This window comes from Lunatibacter salilacus, assembly GCF_009797935.1.
GTDB classification, from domain to species: Bacteria; Bacteroidota; Bacteroidia; order Cytophagales; family Cyclobacteriaceae; genus Lunatibacter; species Lunatibacter salilacus.
The window spans coordinates 80,112-102,103 of record NZ_VOLC01000001.1 but is presented as its reverse complement, the minus strand read 5'-3'; the positions used below and the strand labels follow the sequence as shown (position 1 = coordinate 102,103).

Below are 21,992 nucleotides of genomic sequence, written 5' to 3'. Positions count from 1 at the left end.
AGAGAAGGTATACTATTCATTACGTAAAAATAGGGGGAATTTCCCCCCTATTTATTTATCTAGTGCACTGGTGCAATAATGTGAGGCGTAATAATTCCATCCCTAGCTTTGCTTAGCTTCATTTTTACCAGTATCTCATGCAGCGTTTCCGCCGCCAATCCGTGTAATACAAGCCGATATGCAGCACTATAAGTGGTCACAGGCACCATAGGATGTTTGTTGTTTACCAAACCCAAATGAGCTGGAGTTGCCAGAATTTGCGAGGTGTAAATGGCGATTGTTTCATCCAATTGCAGTGAATTGGATGCCCGGATAAAATCATTAGACGTCAAAAACAACTGATAGAAGGGCGTAAATAGCTCGATGGCCGACCTAAGGTCTAATATATTGGTCCATTTTTTCGGAAAATCGATATGATCAAACCGATCTTCGGTGATCATGCTTAAATTAATTTTTTCGGGTGGTCGGATCGACAAGCCTTTTTGTTTCAGCTGTTTGTTCAGGTTGATGACAAAATTATACAGGTTCAAGTCATGCTTCAGAAACAAATCATCCTTTATACTTTCAAAATCTTTAGGTTTTAATGGATTTCCAATCAATTCTATCCCCGGAATATTTCCAGCGATAAACTGTAGGATTTCCGTGCCGACGTGAAAGTGGCGGAAGATAAGCAGATTGGCATCCGGGCTTACGAAATTCTTCAACCCCCAAGCCAAGATTCGATGCAGTACGCTGGAGGAATTAATTCCTCTGGGCACGAAATACTTGAAAATATGGATGAAGAACATGGTTACTTTAGACCATACTTCAATAATTGGTAAAAGGTACCTTACCGATTTCGATGAGTTGTCCCGCATCAAGGCCAACTTGGTGGTGGGATTTATTGGAATGCTGTCGTCAAGATATAGTGCTAACCAAGGGTTAGGGTCTCTTTCATCGTGGATTAAATGATCCATAGTGTAGTTTTTTTACCGTGTTTTAATAATTGCCCAATTCTTCCAACTGCATGATATACAGTTTGGCTGTTGTTTTTGCGGTTTTAACAATCCGCTTGGCTATATCCACATTCATCTGTGGATGATCCAGGGCTTTTTCCAAGTTATGAAAATGATTTTCATCAGCTACCCCGTGATAGGTAAAGAAGGAAACCTGATCGTCATTTAGGTTGAGTTGGTCCTGAATCATCCTTCCCCAGTATCCCGCCAGCCGCTTCCCAATTCCTTCTATGATAAACATTGCGCCCAGCAAGTCAATTGGATTGGGTTTGCTGGCTTGTTGAAACATAAATGAGGTCAACGCCACCGAGCCGATGTTTTTTTCTCCAGATCTGATCGTTTCAATATCCTCTCCGAGTGCTTCATAATTTCTTTCCAACATCTGATAATCCTTATGTTCGGCTGCAGTATGTCTAATAAAGGCCGAACGCAGCTCAAAAAGCCCGATATCAATATGGGAAGCCGCTCGGGAAATCCACTGGGAGCCGTCAATTACCTGTTGACGGAGGTCTGTCAACAAGAGCTTGTAATCGGATAGACTTAATTTTCCATCATGGATTTTGGTGACCACCGGTACCTTAAGCAATTCAGTTTCAAAGTCAATCCATACCTGCGCCAAGTTGCGAACCAGCCATTCTGAAGTTTCAGATTTTGCTATCTGTAATTCAGGCGATTCTATTTCACGAAGTGGATACGCTTTTCCTTTCGGCTCTTTGTCTCCGACTACCGTGAGGTGCATGAACGATGTAATAAAGCGGCCGCTTTCCGGAACCATACACAGGATTTGATCTCCGACTTTTAACCTGCCGCTATAAATCAATTCATCAAGCATAATAAAAATAGAAGCAGCTCCCGTATTTCCTTTTGTTGTGAGATTGCTAAACCATTTCTCCTCGGAAATTTCTCCACTCCCTTTTTGCATTAATTCCTTAATAGGCCCCTTAAACACTTCCGAAGAGTAATGACAACAGAACCAGTCAATCTTTTCACTGGAGATTTTTCCTTCATTAATCAATTCAAAAAAATGGGCCACGCCTGTTTTCACAAGGCTATCCAGAAGTCTCGGATCCTGACTCAGGTTGATGGCACCAGCTTTTGACGCGGCCTCATAACTGGGATAGTCCAGCCAGGTCTGCTCGGTTTCATTCTTATTGTCCGTCTTTCCAGTAAACATGCAGACTGGAAATTCATTGGCATGGGACTTTATGTCAATCCACTCAATTCTTAATGAAATTCCAATCTCATTTTTTTTATTTTGAAGCACAAATGCGCCAGCGCCATCTGAAAGCATCCACCTCAGAAATTCTACCGAAAACGGAAGGCTATCCACTCCCTGAGCCTCAAATCGGGAGGCTTTGAAAAGCCTGCTTGCAAACTCACTTCCCACACAAACCGCATTTTGCTTTTCTCTGGATTTAATTTGGGCAAAGGCATTTTTCAACGCCATGATCCCGCTGGCACAAACACTTTGGTGGCTTGCAACCTCACAGCGGTGAAAACCCAACCCCGCATGAACCATACTGGCAAAGCCCGGAATGGGTAAATCCCCTTGGGTAGTTCCGGTGCACAAAAAAGCCACATCAGCAGACCTAAGGCTACTTTTTTGCAGCGCGTTTTCAATAGCATTTACGGCCATTTGGGCGTTGGAATGGGTGGTTTCCTGTTGTTCGTTTAAAGCGTAATAACGGCTTTTGATCCCGTTTTGCTTTAGCACCCGCTCTTTGTTGCGGCTATCTTTGCCATTAATCCGCCCCAAAAAATCCTCCATCTGTTCGTTGGAAACAGCCGAGTTTGGCATAAATGAACCTGAACTTGTTATATATACTTCGTGCATTGTGTCCTACTTTGCTTTGGAAAATAATTTATCCAAGAAATTTAACGCAAAACCATAGTTTCTCCTCCCTTTGGTATGGTGCTCATTGTGCGCTGTCCCAAATAGCCTCCAGCTATCGCCCTTTCCATCCCCAAACCGGTAATTGCAGTGGCCTGCAAAATTCAGCAGAATGCTTACTGTTGGATAAATAAAGACCGCTACCATGGAAAAGGGAATAAAAGGCACTATGGTCAATGGAATGGTGCTTAGCAAAGCCGCCTCAAGCCAGTGAAAACTGTATACGGCATATACCGTCGGTATGGTTGATTTGTGGTGAATGTAGTGAACATGTTGCATCATAAATTTGTGATGTAACATGCGGTGTACTACGTAGAAATGCACCTCATTCCATAGAGTTAGAATAACAAGGCCCATGAGAACGTAAAACCAGATGTTGGGCAAAAGTTGGATAACATCAATTCTTACGAGGTATATTATTGGAAGAACCGACAGCCCAAAGATTAGGATAGACTGGACGGAGTGCTTGATTTCGAATGTAAGCTGTTCCTTTGGGATCTCTCTTTCCGATATTTTATGCAGAAAATTTCTACTTTCGAGGAATCTACAGGCTTGTAAAAACAAGGCACCGACACCGAAGTAAAGGATCGCAAAATAAGCTACCGCCAACCCAAACAAGGCCAGGTAGGTATACTGGTAAAGGATGCGTTCTAATAGGGCTTCCATTGATTGTGAGCGGGGAGACTGACTAGACGTGGGATACGTGGCTTCCGTTGTGAAGATAGGTGAAAAAGTTGATTGCTACAATGGAGTAGCGTTTGGGAGCATGAGGCTTTTCATCCAGCAGGTATTAGCTTGTTTTCCATTTTTTTTTATGTAATTGATCATAGGGGAGAAAGATTAATATTACAACCCTAAAAATACTTTAAAAAATGTAAATCGGCTATTAACCCCAAAAAGTAGTACTGGCTTCTAAACGGAAAACGCCTTCCATAATGAAGACACTTCCAGATCCATTCCTCGGGGCCATATTGGAAATTCGTCAGCCAAATTTCACTCAATACGAGCTGAAATAACGCCGAATCTGAAATAATTTAAGAATTCAACCGCAGTGGAAAGGCGTTTATAAATGTCCAATGTTGAAAGGAGTAATACATCCTAGTTACCGAAAAAATAATTCTATGCCCGGATCCTTTTAGAAACTTTAATTGGACCGATTTGTGTAACTTGGCTATCTGGTAGTTTATTCGTAGGCTAATTTCCCCACAAAAGTCGTTTTACGCAATTCGTATTAAATAATCATCAACCGTATAATATGGAATGTATTTCTGTTTTTGATATGCTTAAGATAGGAGTTGGGCCTTCAAGTTCGCATACCCTGGGTCCTTGGAAGGCTGCCTTGCTATTTTTGGATGAAATGGGCTCCGATCGGCTTGAGTTTGTGGAAGGGATTAGGGTTGAATTATACGGTTCCTTATCCCTGACGGGAAAAGGCCATGCCACCGATCTTGCGTTGATGTTGGGACTTAGCGGCCTACATCCGGAGACATTTCCTATTGACGAAATTGATGCTACTATTGGCAGGATAAAGGAGACTCAAATACTTTCGCTCAAAGGGAAACATGATATGCCATTCGATCCGGATGAGGACATCGTTTTTCTGAAGAAATTTCTCCCTTATCATGCTAACGGGATGAAATTTCAGGCTACCATTCAGGGTGAGACCATAGAATCAGTTTATTATTCCATAGGGGGAGGATTTGTCCAACAGGAATCAAACCCGCAGGATTTGGAGGAAACGTTCAAAAGTTTTCCCTTTCCCATAGAAAAGGCCAGTCAACTTTTGACCTATTGCGACCAGGAAAACAAGCCTATTTCCGAGATCGTTCTGATGAATGAGCTCAGTATAAGGGATCCGGATAAAGTGATGGAAGGGTTGGATAAGTTGTGGGATACGATGCTGGAGAGTATGTATATCGGTTGCCACAGCGAGGGACATTTACCTGGAGGGCTGAATGTCAAGCGCCGTGCTTATGACCTTCACAAGGGCCTAATCGGGATAGCCATTTATAATTCTGCTCAGGAATGGATGGAGGCCATTCGGCATATTCATGTAGATTTTCGTAAAGTATTAAAATGGGTCAGTTGTTTTGCCTTGGCGGTCAATGAGGTAAACGCAGCTTTGGGAAGGGTTGTGACAGCTCCTACCAACGGAAGTGCTGGCGTAATCCCTGCGGTTTTGCTTTACTATCTCGTCATTGAAAACAAGGAGGCCACAAAGGAAGATATAAGAAAGTTTTTGTTGGTTGCAGGGGAACTTGGTTCCATTTTCAAAAAGGGGGCAACGATTTCAGCAGCCATGGGAGGCTGCCAGGCCGAGATAGGAGTGTCCAGTGCAATGGCAGCCGGGGCCTTGTGCGAGATGATGGGTGGAACGCCAGTTCAAGTACTTATAGCTGCTGAAATAGCCATGGAACATCATTTGGGATTGACTTGTGATCCGATCGCTGGGCTGGTTCAAGTCCCATGCATCGAACGAAACACCATGGGGGCGGTTAAAGCGATAAATGCGGCCGAGCTCGCGTTGGAAACTTCGGCCGAGCATGCAAAAGTTTCTTTGGACAAAGTTATCAAAACGATGTGGGAGACAGCAAAAGACATGAATGGAAAATATAAGGAGACTTCTGAGGGTGGCTTGGCCTTGTCTGTAAACTGGGTGGATTGTTAAAAAAAAAATTGCCGGAGTTTCATGTAAACACGAAACTCCAGGCAAACCCTACATTGAAAAATAACCAACTACAAAAAACTGAATCCTACTTTGAAATCCAAACATTCATTCCAACTTCACAAAGCGGCTTTCAGATTTTTTGTATATTCAAATGTAAATTGATTTTACAGATATAAAAAACAATTTACGAAATAAAACACTAATATTATTAACAAAACATATTTAATATTTTAAGGTTCAATTAAAATGCCTTCAAATATAATGTATGCCTATATATGGTTTTCCAATATGGAAAAGAGTAGGTCATATGAAAGACATTACAAAAGACGCAGGATTAATGACGGTAATTTTCTTCATTCTTAATCCGTGGCATCATTTTTCGACCTAGTTCGTCGAAATACTGTAGACTGGAGGTAGAATTTAAGTTAGATTAAATTTTATGGGAAAACAAAAAAGCACTGCCCGGGACGAAGGTTTTGAGAGAAGACATTTTCTGAAATATCTCTTAAACGATTTGGAGGCACTTGATTTGATACTGAAAAAGGGGCTAATCGAGAAAGATCGGCAACGCATCGGTGCGGAGCAGGAATTGTCACTGGTAAATAAGTACTTCAAGCCTTCCCGTGTAGGGCCCTCTGTCCTAAACAGGCTTAATGACACCCATTTTACTACTGAACTGGCCCTCTACAATTTGGAGATAAATCTGGATCCTTTGGAGCTTAAAGACCAATGTTTTTCACTTATGGAAAAGCAACTCAGACAGCTTTTGGGAAAAGTAGATGAAGCTACCCGCGAATTTGGCAGCCAAGTTATCTTAACAGGTATCTTGCCTTCTATAGATATACGGTCGGGGCAAATGGACCACATGACGCCAAATCCACGCTACCTCGCTCTGGGAGAGGTTATCAAAAAACTCCGGGGTCAGGATTTTGAGTTAAATATTCAGGGAGTAGATGAATTAATTCTTGCCCACACGAATATTCTCTTTGAAGCCTGTAATACAAGTTTTCAGTGTCATCTACAGGTATCAGCAGAGGACTTTGTGGATCAATATAACTGGGCCCAGCTTATTTCTGGCCCCGTCTTGGCCATTTGTACCAACTCTCCCCTTTTATTTGGGAGGGAGCTTTGGAGCGAAACGCGGATACCGCTTTTCCAGCAAAGCATAGATATACGAAGTAAGGGGTACCACCTCCGAGAAAGGCAACAGCGGGTGTCCTTCGGTGATCGGTGGATTCGGGAAATTACCGAAATTTACAAGGAAGACATAGCACGGTTTACCTTGATACTAACGAACCTGACCGAGGAGGATTCCCTAAAAACCCTTGAGTCAGGAAAGATTCCACGGCTGAAGGCCCTCAATCTCCATAATGGAACTATTTGGAAATGGAATCGGCCTTGCTATGGTGTGACTGAGGGGGTCCCGCATTTACGGATTGAAAACCGTTACTTACCGGCAGGACCTTCAGTCGTGGATGAGATTGCGAACTTTGCTTTTTGGGTGGGATTAATGAAAGCGATGCCGCAGAATTACCGCAGAAATTGGGGTAAGTTGTCATTCGAAGATACCAAGGGTAATTTTTACAAAGCGGCGACAGCAGGCATTCAGAGCAGCATGATTTGGGAAGGGAAGGTAGTTCCTGCGCTTCAGCTTGTAGTTGAGACGCTGATATCCATGGCTCGGGAGGGTTTGGCATCTATAGGTATAAGTCAAAAAGACTCGGATAAATATTTATCTATTATCGATGCAAGGGCAAGATCGGGGAGAGACGGAAGTAGTTGGCTAACGAAGAGTTTTCGGAAGATGAAAAAGGAAATGAACAGGGAGGAGGCCATGGTGGCAGTCACCGCAGCGATGCAAAAGCGGAGGATGAGTCGTCAACCTATCCATCAATGGTCCATAGCTACCGCCAAAGAAGGTGCTGAGATCCCCATTTCCTATGATTGGATAGGCAGTGTCATGTCTACCGACCTTATTACGGTGCAGGAGGAAGATCTGGTTGAGTTGGTGGCCAAGATTATGACCTGGAGGGACATTCGGCACATTCCGGTTGAAGATGATAAAGGAAATTTGAAGGGGCTTGTTACACGTAAAAATATAGATAGGCATCTTGCGGAAAAAAAGGGGGATGCATTAATAACGGCAAAAGAAATAATGCAAAAGGATTTGATAACCATCGGACCCACTGTAGATGCAAAATATGCCATGTTGCTGATGGTAGATAAAAAAATCAGTTGCCTTCCGGTCGTGGAGGGAAATCACTTGATAGGATTAATTACAGATAAGGATACCCAGGAGATCTGGAAAAAACTTCAGAAAAATGTTGAATGAGTTTAAAAAAAAAGAACAGATAGACGAAATAAAGCAGCAACGTGTTTTAAGAAAATATATTAAGGGAAACGATTTTCCTACCCTGGTCATAACGGTTTGCATGCATGGCAATGAACCGGCCGCTTTGGCCGCCATGAAATTACTTTTTTCTTCAGACCGAATCCTGGAAGGAGATTTGAGGGGAAATATTTATGTGTTGATCGGGAATGTGGAGGCACTAAACCGCTCGCAGCGATTTGTTCACAAAGATTTTAACAGGGTTTGGAGTAGGGAAAACTTGGACCTGGTAAGGCATGCTCCTAAAGAGGAATGGCCTGAAATACACGAACTTCATGAGCTAAAATCAATGGACCACCTGATAACTTCCATTGTGGCTAAGCACGGGGTACTGCCTCTGGTATTTTTGGATTTGCACACTACTTCCGCTGACAGTGCACCCTTTATCCCTTTCAATGATGCCATAATGAACCGCAAGCTGGCGGAAAATTTCCCCATTCCCCTTATTCTAGGTATAGAAGAGTTTCTAGATGGCCCCTTGATGAGCTATGTCAATGACCTGGGATTTCCGGCGTTGGGCTTTGAGGCGGGAAGGCATGATGATCCTTTCTCCGCAGACAGGCATGCGGCTTTTGTAGAGCTATTCTTATATCATTTGGGAATGATTTACTTAACTGAAAATCAGATCCATGAGCTGAAAAACACCCTTATACTGGGATTTAAATTTTCTGCAGGATTCTACGAAATCATTTATAGGCATGGCGTCTTCCCATTTTCAGGGTTCAAAATGGCCCCAGGATTTCGTAATTTTCAAGAAGTCGAAAGAAACCAAATCTTGGCAAGTGACCAATCCGGGGAAATTTCCGCAGTTCAGTCTGGGTTGATATTTATGCCCCTTTATCAAACTGAGGGGGATGACGGCTTTTTTATCATTAGGCCGGTCTCCGGATTTTGGCTATGGATTTCGACACAGCTCCGGAGATTGAATTTACTAAGATGGATTGCCTATTTGCCTGGAGTAAGAGTGGATACCCTAAATCCTCGTATTTTTTGGGCAAATCCCAAAATAACCCGATTTTTTCCCAGGGAGATATTTCATCTTTTGGGCTTTAGAGTCAAGCGGACTTCGTCTGATCGGCTAATGCTTGTTTTCAGGGAATAGTTGCCTTGAGTTCTATATAATCAATTAGCAGGTGCATTCTCAAGGATAAAATTGAGTTCGCTTTTCTTTATTTTAAAGGCTGTTCCATGCCGGGTGCCTTCCGGAAAGCTGATTTCGTCCGATATATCTTCCCAGTTTTCCAGATCCTCAGAAGCCACAGCTCCCATTTCATGGTTGATGTATTTATCAAAATACACGATCCAACGATTGCCTACTTTGGCTACAGTCGGCCCCTCTGCCCAGTAGTCGCCTGTGATGGGAGGACCTGCTGGTCCATAAGGTCCCGTAACCCGATTGCTTCTGGCTATTCGGATATTTTTCTGGGCAGGTTCCCGTGTTTCATCTTTTACAAACAGCACATAGGTACCATCTTCTTTGACCAGAGTACCGTCGATGACATTGAATCCAGGTTCGTATAAAAGTTTTGTTTCGGAGTATGTTTTGAAATCCTTTGTAGTCACATAGTATTGACGGTGGTTGTACCCACTTTCCTCCTCAGATTGGGTTCCCGGATACAATCCACTTATGGTGGTCGCCCAATAAATCATATACAAATCCTCTGTTTCATCATAAAAAACCTCCGGTGCCCAAGTGTTTCTGGCATTTTCCTCGTGCTCCATCACAGGGATAAACTGCTGCGAAGACCAGTTTACCAAGTCCTCCGACGATGCGTATCCCAGTCCCTTTTCATTCCAGCTGACGGTCCAAACCATATGAAACTTTCCGTCCTTGCCCCGGATGATACAAGGGTCCCGCATTAACTTATCATCGCCTGCGGTGGGCATGAGAAAAGATTTTCCATCTGCCAAAGCTTCCCAAGTATATCCATCGATAGAATAGGCCAGATGGAGACCGTCTTCCCCGTTACCTATAAAATAGGAAAACATAAACACCTCTTGATCAGATTGGTCGGATTTTTCCTTTTGGAGACTGCCACAGCTTACGGCTAATACAGCAAGCAATAGAATAACGGGAAATTTGAAAATTGACGGTGGGATCATGGTGATTTTGTTTTTATTCTGTTGAATTCGGTCTGCAAATTACAAAACTTCATTAATTCCGGGGTGAATTCTTTGGCAGAATGAGATTAAAACAGGCTTTTGTTACCTAGCAAAGTAAGATTGGCTGCGGAAAACCGTAAAGGATGGGTTTATTTGATAAAAGGTAGTTTTGACAAATATTTATTGATTTTCTTTTTTTGACCGGTATCCTTTTACAGTTTTTATAACTCTCAAGAGCCTGATTTATTGGGAAATACATACTGAAATAGTAATGAGCAGGATAGTGCAGGATGGCTGTAGTCAAAAAATTTGGTTGCTTTAATGTATTAATTATTTTATTTTAGTATTAAGAACAAAATAAAATTAAAAAATTAGTATTAACCAAATAAACCCAATTGTTATGATGCAAAATTTATTTAAAAAGTATAAAAGCAAACTCTTGCTTTTATCAATGTTCAGCCTATTTTTGGGGGTATCCACATATGCCCAAGATATGCGAACGATCAGAGGTGTGATCAAATCACAGGCAGACCAGGAATTGATTCCGGGCGTGTCGGTATTGGTCAAAGGAACCCAACGAGGTACGGTTACCGATATTGACGGGGAGTTTTCTATTCAAGCAGCAGACGGGGAAGTAATCGTTGCGAGTTTTATAGGGTATGAAACTAAAGAGGTAACTATCTCCGGTGGCATTACTAATTTGGATATAACATTGAATTCCTCTTTTTCTGACCTTAGCGAAGTGGTAGTAGTAGGGTATGGAACACAGCGGAAGTCTGACTTGACCGGATCCGTGGGTTCAGTAAGCGGGGAAGCACTGCAGGAGCGTCCATCCGCATCACTGAATCAGGCCCTGTCAGGAAGGATACAGGGTGTAAACGTGTCGATCAATTCCGGTAGACCAGGCGGTAGGGCCAATATTCGAATCCGGGGAAATACTTCGGTAAGTATAGCGAATGATCCCCTCTATGTAATCGACGGTGTAATCATGCATTCTACCGGTTTGGCCAATGGCAGTACCCCTATAGATTATATCAATCCCAATGATATTGCTTCTGTAGAAGTGTTAAAGGACGCCTCCGCAACTGCCATATACGGAGCAAGGGGTGCGAACGGGGTAATCTTGGTCACGACCAAAAGAGGTAGCAAAACGGGTGGAATGATCACTTATGACGTTGATTTCAGCGTGGGTGTATTGCCGAGGAAGATCCCTCTTTTAAATTCCGAGGAATTCCTTAGGGTAGAAGATATTGCTTATCAAAATGCGCAAAAATATGATCCAAATGGGTGGGCTAACGGGATATATAGAGACCCCCGTCTAAAAAGAACCGATCCCCGCCTATTTGATTCAAACGGACAACCACTGTATGATACTGATTGGCAGGATGAATCCTTTAGACAGGCAATCACCCAAAACCACCAGTTGGCTTTTACGGGAGGAAATGAGAAGGATAGTTACGGGGTATATCTGAATCACAGAAATGAAGAAGGATTGATGCAGGGATCCTGGTTGAAGCGGTATGCAGCCCGATTTGTATTTGACAGTCAGATCAAGGACTGGTTGAAAGTAGGAGGTTCGTTGAGTTATAATGACCAAAAGGAAAGTCAAGTTGACCCATTGGGTGCCGGAGGTATTATTGCCATGAGGCAAGTATTGGAGGCATTGCCGATTATACCCGTCAGATATCCAGACGGATCTTGGGGGGGAAATGAGCATTATCCCGGTATGGAAGGTGGTAATAGCCCGTTACAGGTCGTAAGGGAGCGGATATATGAATTAAATACCCAGACGCTTTTGGGCAACGTATTCGCCAACTTTTACCTGGCGAAAGGCTTGGAGTTTCGATCTATTCTTGCAACAAATATAATCAATCAGCGGACTGATTATTATGGAGGCAGAGCATTGAACTTTATTGCCAGAAACCAACAGGGTGATGCGTCCGTTACCAATGATAGACATAATTCTTGGCAATTCGAAAACTACCTGACTTATAATAAAGAGATCAACGAGGATCATTCGTTTAACGCACTGTTGGGTATCTCCTGGCAACATGTGAATAGATTTAATTCTATGGCAAGGTCGCAAAATTTTCAGGATGATTACTTTTTGTTCAACAACCTGGGTGCGGGAGCCAATGTATTCCAAACTCAGTCGGGAACATCCGCATATGGCTTGAACTCTTATTTTGGTCGGTTTAACTATAACATGAAGGAAAAATATCTGGCTACTTTCACCGGTAGGATAGACGGTTCGTCGAAATTTGGTGAAGCAAACAGGTATGCAGTGTTTCCGTCTGCTGCATTTGCTTGGAGAATTTCTGAAGAGGACTTTCTAAAAGCAAGCAATACCGTGTCAAACCTAAAGTTACGTTCCAGCTACGGTATTACGGGCAACTCAGAAATTTCCGCCTACCAAGCATTGGCAGGCATGGGCAACTACACCGTCATATTTGGCGATCAGCGTGCAATCGGTCTTGGAGTCAACAGGCTTTCCAATCCTGACCTGAGGTGGGAAAGAACTTTCCAAACGGACATAGGATTAGAATTAGGCTTATTTAACAACCGACTGACCTTTGAATTGGATCTTTACAGGAAACTAACCAAAGACATGTTGCTAAATGCCCCGGTACCTTCCAGCAGTGGATACACCACGGTTACTCAAAACATCGGAAGTATGGAGAACAAGGGAATCGAAATTGCCCTGAACTCGGTGAATGTAGCGAACCAAGATTTCAAGTGGGATACGCACTTCAACATATCTTTGAACCGAAATACCGTGTTGGAGCTTACAGGAGGTGCCGATATCTTCACTGGATCTACGATAATTAGAGAAGGTGAGCCAGTAGGAGCATTTTTTGGATTTAATCATTTAGGTACTTGGAATCTGGATGAGGCAGATGAGGCAGCTAGTTTCGGCAAACGCCCAGGCGACATCAGGTATGAAGACACCAACGGAGATGGTGTGATCAACGATAGGGACCGTGTGGTTATGGGGCAAGGGATACCTAAGGGTTTTGGAACCCTGATGAATACATTTGGGTATAAAAATTTCGAACTGACTGTAGACTTGCAATTTATGTATGGGAATGGAGTGTTGTGGAGGAGCAAGCACTCGGCCGAGGACCGTCAGGGTATAGCCAATAGCTTTGCTACCGTATTGAATGCTTGGACTCCCCAAAATCAAAACACAAACATAGCAGAGTTGAGGCCAATGTCAGCCGGATATAATACCTTTAATGATACAGACAGGCTCCAAGATGGATCTTTTCTAAGAGGAAGAAACTTACTATTGGCCTATAATTTTGAACCAACGCTTATTCAGCGGCTACATTTAAGTAGACTGAGGGCATTTGTGTCGGTGCAAAATTTCTTCTTAACCACTAAATTTCAGGGATATGATCCTGAAGTATCTACCTCTGGAGCACCCTTTGACCAAGGGGTGGATTTGTATGCCTATCCAAAACCAAGAGTTTTCATGCTAGGACTTAATATTGGGCTGTAAGGACAAAGGAAAAATTGGAAAACATGAAAAAATACATAAAAAATATATCTAAGATAATGATCATTGGCCTTTTAATGGTCACAGGTTGGTCCTGCTCGGACTTTCTGGAAGAAACGGATAAGTCTAACTTCACGCTTGAAAATTATTTCACGCGCCCCGAGCATGCTACTAGCGTCGTCAATACAATCTATGCAGGTTTATCTCCAATTATGTCGAGTGGTTTTGGTGGTGGTCCTTGGATGATGATCGAATTTTCCACTGGGTTGGCAGATACCGAACTGGGCCAAGCGCAAAACAGTTTATTTGTTCGTTCGCTTATTAACAACTCTGATAATGGATACGGCCAGACGTATTGGACAACCTATTATCGGGGAATCGCAAATGCCAACTTGGCCATCGAAAAGATTCCTGAAATAGAAATGGATCAGGCTGCCAAAAACAGGCTACTTGGTGAAGCTCGATTTTTGAGGGCCTACTATTATTATCACCTTGTCAGGATATTTGGTCAAATTCCATTGATTACCAGTGTTATCGACCTTACTTCGCCTGAAATGTATCCGGAGCCGTCCACAGTTGATGCTGTCTACAATCAGATTGTAGAAGATCTTACTATTGCTGAGACACTAGGATTGCCGTTCAAAGAGGTTACCGGAAGGGTTTCAATGGGTGCGGTGAAGAGTATGTTGTCGAGTGTTTACATGACCATGGCTGGCTATCCCTTGCAAAAAGGTTCCGAATATTATCAATTGGCCGCCAATAAAGCCAATGAAGTAATTCAGTCCGGTCAGTTTTCTTTATTCGAAAGCTATAGTGGATTGAATACAGTAGAATTGAAAAATCAAGTTGAACACATCTTTATGATTCAATATGCTGCATTCATTTTGCCTAATACTGTACAACAAGCTATTTTACCATACAATAGGGGTATAAGTGCATACAACGCTGAGACGGGTGGAATCTTTGCCAATAGGGATTTCATTGCGACCTTTGAAGAAGGAGACAAGCGGGTTCAGGAAAAGCAGTTTTTCTATACAGAGTACACTACGAGAACGAATAGAAATGAGAGCATGCCATTGGGAGATTATTATTTATGGAAGTTTTTTGATGAGGAAGCACAACTAAGTACGACTAGCAGCGGGATGAACTTCCCCGTTTATCGTTATGCGGAAGTCTTGTTAACCTATGCCGAGGCGATTAACGAAGCTTCCGGACCCACTGCGGAAGCATATCAAGCTGTAAATCTTATAAGAAGGAGAGCTGAATTGCCGGATTTGTCAGGTTTATCTAAGGATGAGTTCCGCGATGCCGTGCTCAAAGAAAGATGGCATGAGCTCTGCTATGAAAATAAGACCTGGTTTGATATGGTTAGGTTGAGGCAGGCGTTGAATTTGGAAACTAACGAATTTGAGCCCTACGTTGGGCATCAGTTTTCCTATGGACCTACCGTTACCGCCAGAGAGTTGTTGTTCCCTATTCCAACTGCCGAAATAAGAAACAACACTAAATTAACTCAAAACACAGGTTATTAGTACCCGAATTTTAATCAGGAAAATGTACCGTTGTAGCCGTCTCCGGGCATTTTTTCCTTGCGAGGATAGAGGTCTAAAGATTAACTGACCCTGCCGTTGATTATGGATTTTAATAATTATGGGATATATTGAGTTTTCAAACGCTCAGTATATCCCTTTTTAGGTAAGAAGGTATTGGGTTACGGAAAAAATCCTAAACCAAATCCTTACCTTTATTTAAATAAGATAAAACGATAATCCCTTCAATAATGAAAAACCTAATGAATGGCTTTTTTGCCTTTAAAAACTGGAGAAATACCGGTTTATTGATGTTGTTCAGCCTGAGCTTTTGTATGGGGCAACACGGAGAAAAATGGCTTGAATTTAAAGGCAACAGTGGACCCGGAAAAGGTAAAAAGATCGTGTTGATCAGCGGAGATGATGAATACCGTTCGGAGGAAGGACTGCCCATGCTGGGTAAAATCCTTGCTCAGCACCATGGATTCGACTGTACGGTGCTTTTTTCGATTGATCCAGAAAAAAATGAAATCAATCCAACTTTCAAATCCAACATTCCCGGCTTGGAGCATGTGGCTGAGGCCGACCTGGTAATTATGCTGATGCGGTTCAGGGAACTTCCTGATGAGCAGATGAAGTATATTGACGACTACATCCAGGCAGGAAAACCAATTATTGGGCTCAGGACATCTACCCATGCATTCAATTATGGTAAAGACAACGAAAGCAAGTATAAAAAATACCACTGGATGAGTGATGATGCTAACTGGAAACAAGGTTTTGGGCGGAAAATTCTAGGAGAAACTTGGGTTGCACACCACGGACACCACGCTGTTGAAGGGACTAGGGCGATGCTCGATGGGTTGGCCTCCGAGCATAAGCACCCCATACTAAGGGGAATCAAAGATATCTGGGTAGCTTCCGATGTATACACTGTCCGTAATTTGGGAGATAATGCCGAAGTGTTGATTCATGGAGCAGTGACTCATGGAATGACACCGGATACCCCAGTTAATTGGGAAAAGGCACTTATGCCTATCGCTTGGGTGCAATCGTACACCGCCGAAAGTGGAAATTCAGGTAAAGTATTTACAAGTACTATGGGCGCATCCGTTGACCTCGAAAGTGAGGATCTGAGAAAGCTGGTCGTAAACGCTGCCTACTGGTGCCTGAATATGTCTGATAAAATCACCGAAAATACAAAAGTGGATTATGTGGGAGAATACAAGCCCACCATGTTTGGTTTTGATAACTGGCGGCGCGGGATGAAGGTGTCAGATTTCAAATAATGCCGTTGATTCTTTAAAACGAATAAATAATTAACTACCCAAAAAATTGAGTAAAGAATGAAGAATAAAATAGGATTCAACGTATTGGCTTGGTCTGCGGCGGTGTCGGATGATTTGAAACCGATCATCGACCGACTGAAGACAATCGGATATGACGGTGTGGAGTTTTTAGTTGGGGCACCTGACGAAGCCGCCTATAAGCGGATCGGAGAACATACCCGCAGCCTAGGCTTGGAAACAACGACAGTTTTCGTATTGGGAGCAGATGAAAATCCGATAGACCCAGATGCCAAAATCAGGGCAAAGGCGCTGGATAAAATCAAGTGGACCATTGACCGATCACATGATTTGGGAGCCAAATTGATCTGCGGGCCCTTTCATTCCGCATTTACGGTTTTTGCAAAACGCGCTCCGGAAGAGGATGAATATGAACGGAGTGCCGAAGTATTACATGCTGCCGGCGATTATGCCAAGCAGGCAGGTATAATCCTTGCCCCGGAGGCATTAAACCGATTTGAATGCTACCTGTGTAATACGATGGACCAATTGACGCATTTGCTGAAAAAAGTCAATCACTCGAACGTCAGAGCCATGTTTGACACCCATCACGCCAACATCGAAGAAAAAAAACTGGGTGATGCAATTCGGAAAATAGCGCCGCTCTTAGGGCATGTTCATATTAGTGAAAATGATCGGGGGACTCCCGGATCAGGACACGTACCCTTTGACGATACCTTCTCCGCACTGGCTGAAATCGGATATAATGGATGGCTGACAATAGAAGGATTCACCCGAAACGATCCCGACTTTGCCAATTCAATTGGCGTATGGAGGGAGTTTTCCCAACCATGGGAGATGGCGGAAAACGGCCTAAAATTCATCAAAGCCATGGGTGAAAAACACGGTTTGTAAACACCCGCTTTTTAGGAAAAACTCAATTTTAACCAAATCATAAAATCTTATAACCAATTCAAAACATGTCCAACCTACCATTCCGCTTTGGAGCTGAAGTATATACCTGGTTTATGAGTGGCAACGGCGAAACCCACAAAGGTCAGCTGGCTCATATGATTGATATTATAGCCGAGGCCGGTTTTACCGGGATTCAACCCATTTTTACATGGATGGGTCCACTTTCCGATCCAAAATTGTTGGCAGACAAGCTAAGGCAGCGTAATATTGAGCTGGCGGCTGTGGCACTTGCATTGGATTGGAACGGATCATCGGAAACGGATGAGGAAAAACGGATTGCCAATGATGCCATTACCATGCTTGAGCAATTTCCAAATTCCGTCCTGTGTACGGTACAAATTCCCACAGGCAGACATGATCTGGAAAGCCGTAGAAAAAGCCTAGTGAACATTGTCAACGAAGTATCGAAAAGAGCGGCGGACCGGGGGGTTGTCAGTAGCTTTCACCCCAACTCGCCCCATTCTTCCATTACCCGAACGGAAGAAGACTACAAAGTAATCTTGGAAAGCCTTGACGCTTCCGTAACCGGCTGGTGTCCCGACGTGGGGCATATCATCAATGCAGGTATGGATCCACTGGCGAAAATGAAAGAATATCAATCGCTGATTAATCATGTTCATTACAAAGATTGGGATGGTAATCCTGAGTTTACTTTAATGGGTAAGGGGAAAGTGGATTTGGTAGGTATTACTCAGTGGCTAAAGGATATTAATTTTCCCGGCTGGATCATATGTGAGGATGAAGGGAAGGAAGCGCTTGACGATCCCGATTTTGTGACTCTCCATGACGGAAAATGGGTACAGGAAGAATTGATTCATCAGCTTAAATGACTAGAACATGCCGAAAATAAGCGCAAACGGAATTAATATTTTTTACGAAACCCGCGGAAAGGGAGAGCCCCTCTTATTGATCATGGGGATTACAGCACCGGGATCGGTTTGGGAAAAACACGTAGCTGCCTGGGAGAAGGATTTCCAATGCATTATGCTTGACAACCGCGGAGTTGGACAATCAGACAAGCCTATGGGGCCCTATTCCACGGGTATGATGGCGGACGATTGTGCGGCCTTATTGGATGAGTTGGGAATTCCTTCCGTCAAGGTTGTTGGGGTATCCATGGGAAGTACCATTGCCCAACAACTAGCCATTCGCCACCCCCAAAAGGTTAAATCAATGGTGCTAATGTGTCCTTGGGCACGCTGTGACAACAAAACAAAGGCAATATTTGAATTGATGGTTGACTGCAAGGCACGTTTTAGGCCGGAGGAGTTCAGTAGATTTGTACAGCAGTTGATTTTTTCTAAGGCTACTTGGGATGATCCAGAAGCATTTGCCGGATTGCTTGAGGACCGAAAAAATGCTGCATATGATACCAATCCCCAACCTCTGATTGGCTTGGAAGGGCAGGCCGCTGCTTGTATCGACCATTCGGTGTTGGATCAATTGGAGAGGGTCAGCGTTCCGACTTTCGTAGTGGGTGGGACAGCGGATGAATTTACCCCTCAATGGATGACTGAGGAGGTCGCAGCAGCAATTCCCGGTTCTACAATTCATATTTATCCAGATAGCGGTCACGCCTTTCATTGGGAAAACCTGGATGATTTTAATAACCGGGTTAGGGACTGGCTAATAAATAATTAACAAAAAAAACGCAAAAGTACAGGTCTCTTAATATTAAACTTTGAAGTATGTATATAGGAATAATAGGTTCTCTCTTGCTAATGTTTGTAGAATTTGCAAACCCAAAGCCGGTTACATTTAGAAAGCAATTCATCGCTATGGAAAGTGCCGAGTCAGCAGGCGTATTTGACGTCAACAATGACGGGCATCTGGACATTGTATCTGGAAGCTACTGGTATCAGGGACCTGATTTTAAAAAGAAACATTTTATCGCCGTATTTGATAGGGTAGGTGAATATTTTGATGATTTTTCCACAATTCCAATGGACGTTAATGGAGATGGCAAAATGGATTATGTCACGGGTGGCTGGTTTGGCGCAACGCTGGTGTGGATGGAAAATCCCGGTAACAACCAGGCATGGACTACCCATGAAATAGCCAAAACGGGAAATGTGGAAACGACTCGTGCCTGGGATGTGGATGGTGACGGTTATGATGAAATCGTACCAAACACACCAAACAAACCGCTGGCCTATTATAAGCTTCTCCGCGACAATACCGGAAAAGCTACTGGGAAATTTGAACGTGTTGAGGTAGCACCAACACATGGACATGGTTTGGGTTTCGGGGATGTCAATGGAGATGGTCGGGGAGACTTTATACTATCCAATGGTTGGCTGGAAGCACCCGAAGATATGAAAAATGGCACTTGGAAGCTTCATGAGGACTTCGATTTGGGGGGCGCCAGTATACCTGTCCTCGTACAGGATGTTAATGGCGACGGATTGAATGACTTCATTGTAGGGCAGGCACATGATTATGGCTTGGATTGGTATGAACAAAAGAAGGATGGAGATAATATAACTTTTGAAAAGCATCCCATAGACCCCTTTCAGTCACAGTATCATTGCCTTGAATGGGTAGATATTGACAATGACGGCGAAATGGAATTGGTTACGGGAAAGAGATACCGTGCGCACAATGGCAATGATCCGGGAGGTCATGACAATTTGGGCATGTATTATTTTAAGTGGAACGGAGAGTCGTTTACAAAAAACGTAATCAGCTATGGGCCTTTTGGAGAAGGAAAGGGAGCCGGCATTTATTTTGCTATTGAAGACTTAAACAATTCCGGATTTCTCGATATTGTAGTTGCAGGAAAGGACGGATTGGCTGTTTTCTTTAATGAGGGTAATTAAATCTTAAACATTACTTAACAGTAGGGTTATCTACATCCGGGCTAGTCAGACTAATTTGCGTCAAAATCCAACACTCAATTCTTATGAAACGAATTCTTTTGATCATGTGCCTCCTATGGGTTTATCTTCCCATAGAGGCACAACAACAAGCTACTGGCTATGTTTACCATGATGCCAACAACAACGGAAAAAAAGAAAGGAGGGAAAAGGGAATTCCAGGTGTTGCCGTCAGCAACGGATTGGATGTGGTATTGACGAATAATCAGGGAAAATATACCCTGTCTATAACAGATGACACGCCTCTTTTTGTGATTAAGCCGAGCGGATATTCGGTGCCCCTTGACGAGAACAATTTGCCTCAATACTATTACCTGCACAAGCCTAAGGGATCACCGGAATTTAAATATCCTGGAGTAGCTCCTACCGGTGAATTGCCGAAGTCGGTGGATTTTGCGCTATATCCCAAGGAAGAAAAAGATTCTTTTACCGCATTGGTTTTTGGAGACTCTCAGCCATATTCAGCGGACGAGCTGGAGTATTTTAGAAGGTCAGTCGTGGAGGAAGCAAAGAATGAAACCAACATGGCTTTCGGCATTACTTTAGGGGATTTGGTAGGGGATGCATTGGATCTTCACCTTCCTTATGCCAAGGTCATGAAAGCGATGAATTTGTCTTGGTACAATCTGCTGGGGAACCACGATATGAACCTTGATGCTACTTCCGATAATCTGAGTGATGAAAGTTTTGAAGCCACTTTTGGACCTGCCAATTATGCGTTTAATGTTGGCCAGGCCCATGTTATCGTATTGGATGATATACTTTTCCCCGATCCAAGAGATGGACAGGGGTATTGGGGAGGTTTTAGAAAAGATCAGTTGGACTTTGTGGAAAATGACTTGAAGCATGTGGGAAAAGACAGACTGGTCGTCGTAGCCCTTCATATTCCATTAATGCATCAAGATGAAAATTCGTTTAGAAACAGCGACCGGCAACGGCTATTTGACTTGCTTAGGGAGTATCCCAACGTAGTAGCCTTCTCGGCGCACACGCATTTGCAGCGACAAAATTTTTATACCTCTGTAGATGGTTGGCAAGGGACTAAACCATTTCATGAATATAATGCTGGCACTACGAATGGTGATTGGTATTCTGGTCAGTTGGATGATAATGGATTGCCGATATCCACCATGCGGGATGGTACTCCAAAGGGCTATACCCGGCTTGTTGTCGATGGAAATAAGTATACTTTGGATTATCAGGTATTGGGTAAGCCCAAAGATTACCAAATGCACGTTTTTCACCCTAAAATAGTAGCCAACAACAGAGGAACCCAAGCTGGCATTTTTGTCAATTTTTACATGGGGACTAAAGATGACAAGGTTGACTATCGCATAAACAGCGGAGAATGGAAATCCATGACCTGGATAGATGCCGCCGACCCGGAATTTGTACGTCAGGTTATGGAGTGGGATACCACGGATAAACTGATGCCCGGACGACGCCCTTCCAATCCGGTCAACAGTACGCACCTTTGGAGAGGAGCCATCCCGGCAAATCTACAAGAAGGCTCACATACCGTAGAGGTTAGGGCTACCGATATGTTTGGAAGAACCTTTATACAATCAAGTACCATTAAGGCTGCTCCTCCTGCGACGTTAACCACCGCAAGGTAGTTGGCGATAACGATGTACTAGCTAAAAGTAGTGGGATATCTCATTCAGATCTAATCCCCTACAAAAGACGACATAGAAAATTACGCTGATCCTGTTTTAAAATGCAAAGAACTATCCCGTCGGACAATCTCTGACGGGTTTTTTTATTACCTTACGAGTACCTAA

The 21,992-nt window shown here is 43.3% G+C and carries 16 protein-coding genes; 11 read left to right on the top strand and 5 right to left on the bottom strand.

The genetic code is table 11. The annotated features are described in order from the left end of the window. Nucleotides 1–59: 59 nt before the first annotated feature. The 4 genes from FQ608_RS00430 to FQ608_RS27945 all read right to left on the bottom strand — a co-directional run bounded on the left by FQ608_RS00430 (nucleotide 60) and on the right by FQ608_RS27945 (nucleotide 3,917). Nucleotides 60–956: a DUF6999 family protein gene (locus FQ608_RS00430; protein WP_158855833.1), complete on the bottom strand. Its 897-nt coding sequence runs from the start codon at nucleotides 954–956 to the stop codon at nucleotides 60–62. 22 nt (nucleotides 957–978) lie between these two features. Beyond that, nucleotides 979–2,829, bottom strand: coding sequence for a 3-oxoacyl-[acyl-carrier-protein] synthase III C-terminal domain-containing protein (locus FQ608_RS00425; protein ID WP_158855832.1), 1,851 nt, complete (start codon nucleotides 2,827–2,829; stop codon nucleotides 979–981). Nucleotides 2,830–2,835: 6 nt separating this feature from the next. Further along, nucleotides 2,836–3,552 (bottom strand): sterol desaturase family protein, encoded by a 717-nt coding sequence (locus FQ608_RS00420; RefSeq protein WP_234363994.1) that lies wholly within the window; start codon nucleotides 3,550–3,552, stop codon nucleotides 2,836–2,838. A 188-nt stretch (nucleotides 3,553–3,740) separates the two neighbouring features. Further along, on the bottom strand, nucleotides 3,741–3,917 hold the full coding sequence (locus tag FQ608_RS27945; protein ID WP_394351619.1) for a DUF418 domain-containing protein: 177 nt from the start codon (nucleotides 3,915–3,917) through the stop codon (nucleotides 3,741–3,743). 224 nt (nucleotides 3,918–4,141) lie between these two features. Here FQ608_RS27945 and FQ608_RS00410 point away from each other — a divergent pair, with 224 nt between their 5' ends. The 3 genes from FQ608_RS00410 to FQ608_RS00400 all read left to right on the top strand — a co-directional run bounded on the left by FQ608_RS00410 (nucleotide 4,142) and on the right by FQ608_RS00400 (nucleotide 9,045). Next, nucleotides 4,142–5,554, top strand: coding sequence for an L-serine ammonia-lyase (locus FQ608_RS00410; protein ID WP_158855830.1), 1,413 nt, complete (start codon nucleotides 4,142–4,144; stop codon nucleotides 5,552–5,554). Nucleotides 5,555–5,993: 439 nt separating this feature from the next. Continuing rightward, on the top strand, nucleotides 5,994–7,886 hold the full coding sequence (locus tag FQ608_RS00405) for a CBS domain-containing protein (RefSeq protein ID WP_158855829.1): 1,893 nt from the start codon (nucleotides 5,994–5,996) through the stop codon (nucleotides 7,884–7,886). Further along, on the top strand, nucleotides 7,876–9,045 hold the full coding sequence (locus tag FQ608_RS00400; protein WP_158855828.1) for a succinylglutamate desuccinylase/aspartoacylase family protein: 1,170 nt from the start codon (nucleotides 7,876–7,878) through the stop codon (nucleotides 9,043–9,045). Before FQ608_RS00405 ends, FQ608_RS00400 begins: the two co-directional genes overlap by 11 nt. Nucleotides 9,046–9,065: 20 nt before the next feature. On the opposite strand, the gene FQ608_RS00395 is transcribed toward FQ608_RS00400, so the two are convergent. After that, nucleotides 9,066–10,046: a glycoside hydrolase family 43 protein gene (locus FQ608_RS00395; RefSeq protein WP_158855827.1), complete on the bottom strand. Its 981-nt coding sequence runs from the start codon at nucleotides 10,044–10,046 to the stop codon at nucleotides 9,066–9,068. Nucleotides 10,047–10,446: 400 nt separating this feature from the next. On the opposite strand from FQ608_RS00395, the gene FQ608_RS00390 reads away from it, so the two are divergent. The 8 genes from FQ608_RS00390 to FQ608_RS00355 all read left to right on the top strand — a co-directional run bounded on the left by FQ608_RS00390 (nucleotide 10,447) and on the right by FQ608_RS00355 (nucleotide 21,827). Continuing rightward, on the top strand, nucleotides 10,447–13,548 hold the full coding sequence (locus tag FQ608_RS00390) for a SusC/RagA family TonB-linked outer membrane protein (RefSeq protein WP_158855826.1): 3,102 nt from the start codon (nucleotides 10,447–10,449) through the stop codon (nucleotides 13,546–13,548). A gap of 23 nt (nucleotides 13,549–13,571) precedes the next feature. Further along, a complete protein-coding gene (locus FQ608_RS00385; protein ID WP_199856277.1) occupies nucleotides 13,572–15,077 on the top strand; it encodes a RagB/SusD family nutrient uptake outer membrane protein in 1,506 nt (501 codons plus the stop codon). A gap of 248 nt (nucleotides 15,078–15,325) precedes the next feature. Beyond that, nucleotides 15,326–16,363 (top strand): ThuA domain-containing protein, encoded by a 1,038-nt coding sequence (locus tag FQ608_RS00380; RefSeq protein WP_234363993.1) that lies wholly within the window; start codon nucleotides 15,326–15,328, stop codon nucleotides 16,361–16,363. 57 nt (nucleotides 16,364–16,420) lie between these two features. After that, entirely contained in the window at nucleotides 16,421–17,275 is an 855-nt protein-coding gene (locus tag FQ608_RS00375) for a sugar phosphate isomerase/epimerase family protein (protein ID WP_158855825.1), read from the top strand. A 65-nt stretch (nucleotides 17,276–17,340) separates the two neighbouring features. Beyond that, nucleotides 17,341–18,165, top strand: a complete 825-nt coding sequence (locus FQ608_RS00370; RefSeq protein ID WP_158855824.1) for a sugar phosphate isomerase/epimerase family protein — start codon at nucleotides 17,341–17,343, stop codon at nucleotides 18,163–18,165. A 7-nt stretch (nucleotides 18,166–18,172) separates the two neighbouring features. Further along, nucleotides 18,173–18,976: an alpha/beta fold hydrolase gene (locus FQ608_RS00365; RefSeq protein ID WP_158855823.1), complete on the top strand. Its 804-nt coding sequence runs from the start codon at nucleotides 18,173–18,175 to the stop codon at nucleotides 18,974–18,976. A gap of 47 nt (nucleotides 18,977–19,023) precedes the next feature. Then, nucleotides 19,024–20,154 carry an FG-GAP repeat domain-containing protein gene (locus FQ608_RS00360; RefSeq protein ID WP_158855822.1) on the top strand — a complete coding sequence of 377 codons (1,131 nt, stop codon included), beginning with the start codon at nucleotides 19,024–19,026 and terminating at the stop codon, nucleotides 20,152–20,154. An 83-nt stretch (nucleotides 20,155–20,237) separates the two neighbouring features. Next, entirely contained in the window at nucleotides 20,238–21,827 is a 1,590-nt protein-coding gene (locus FQ608_RS00355) for a calcineurin-like phosphoesterase C-terminal domain-containing protein (protein ID WP_158855821.1), read from the top strand. Nucleotides 21,828–21,992: the final 165 nt, after the last annotated feature.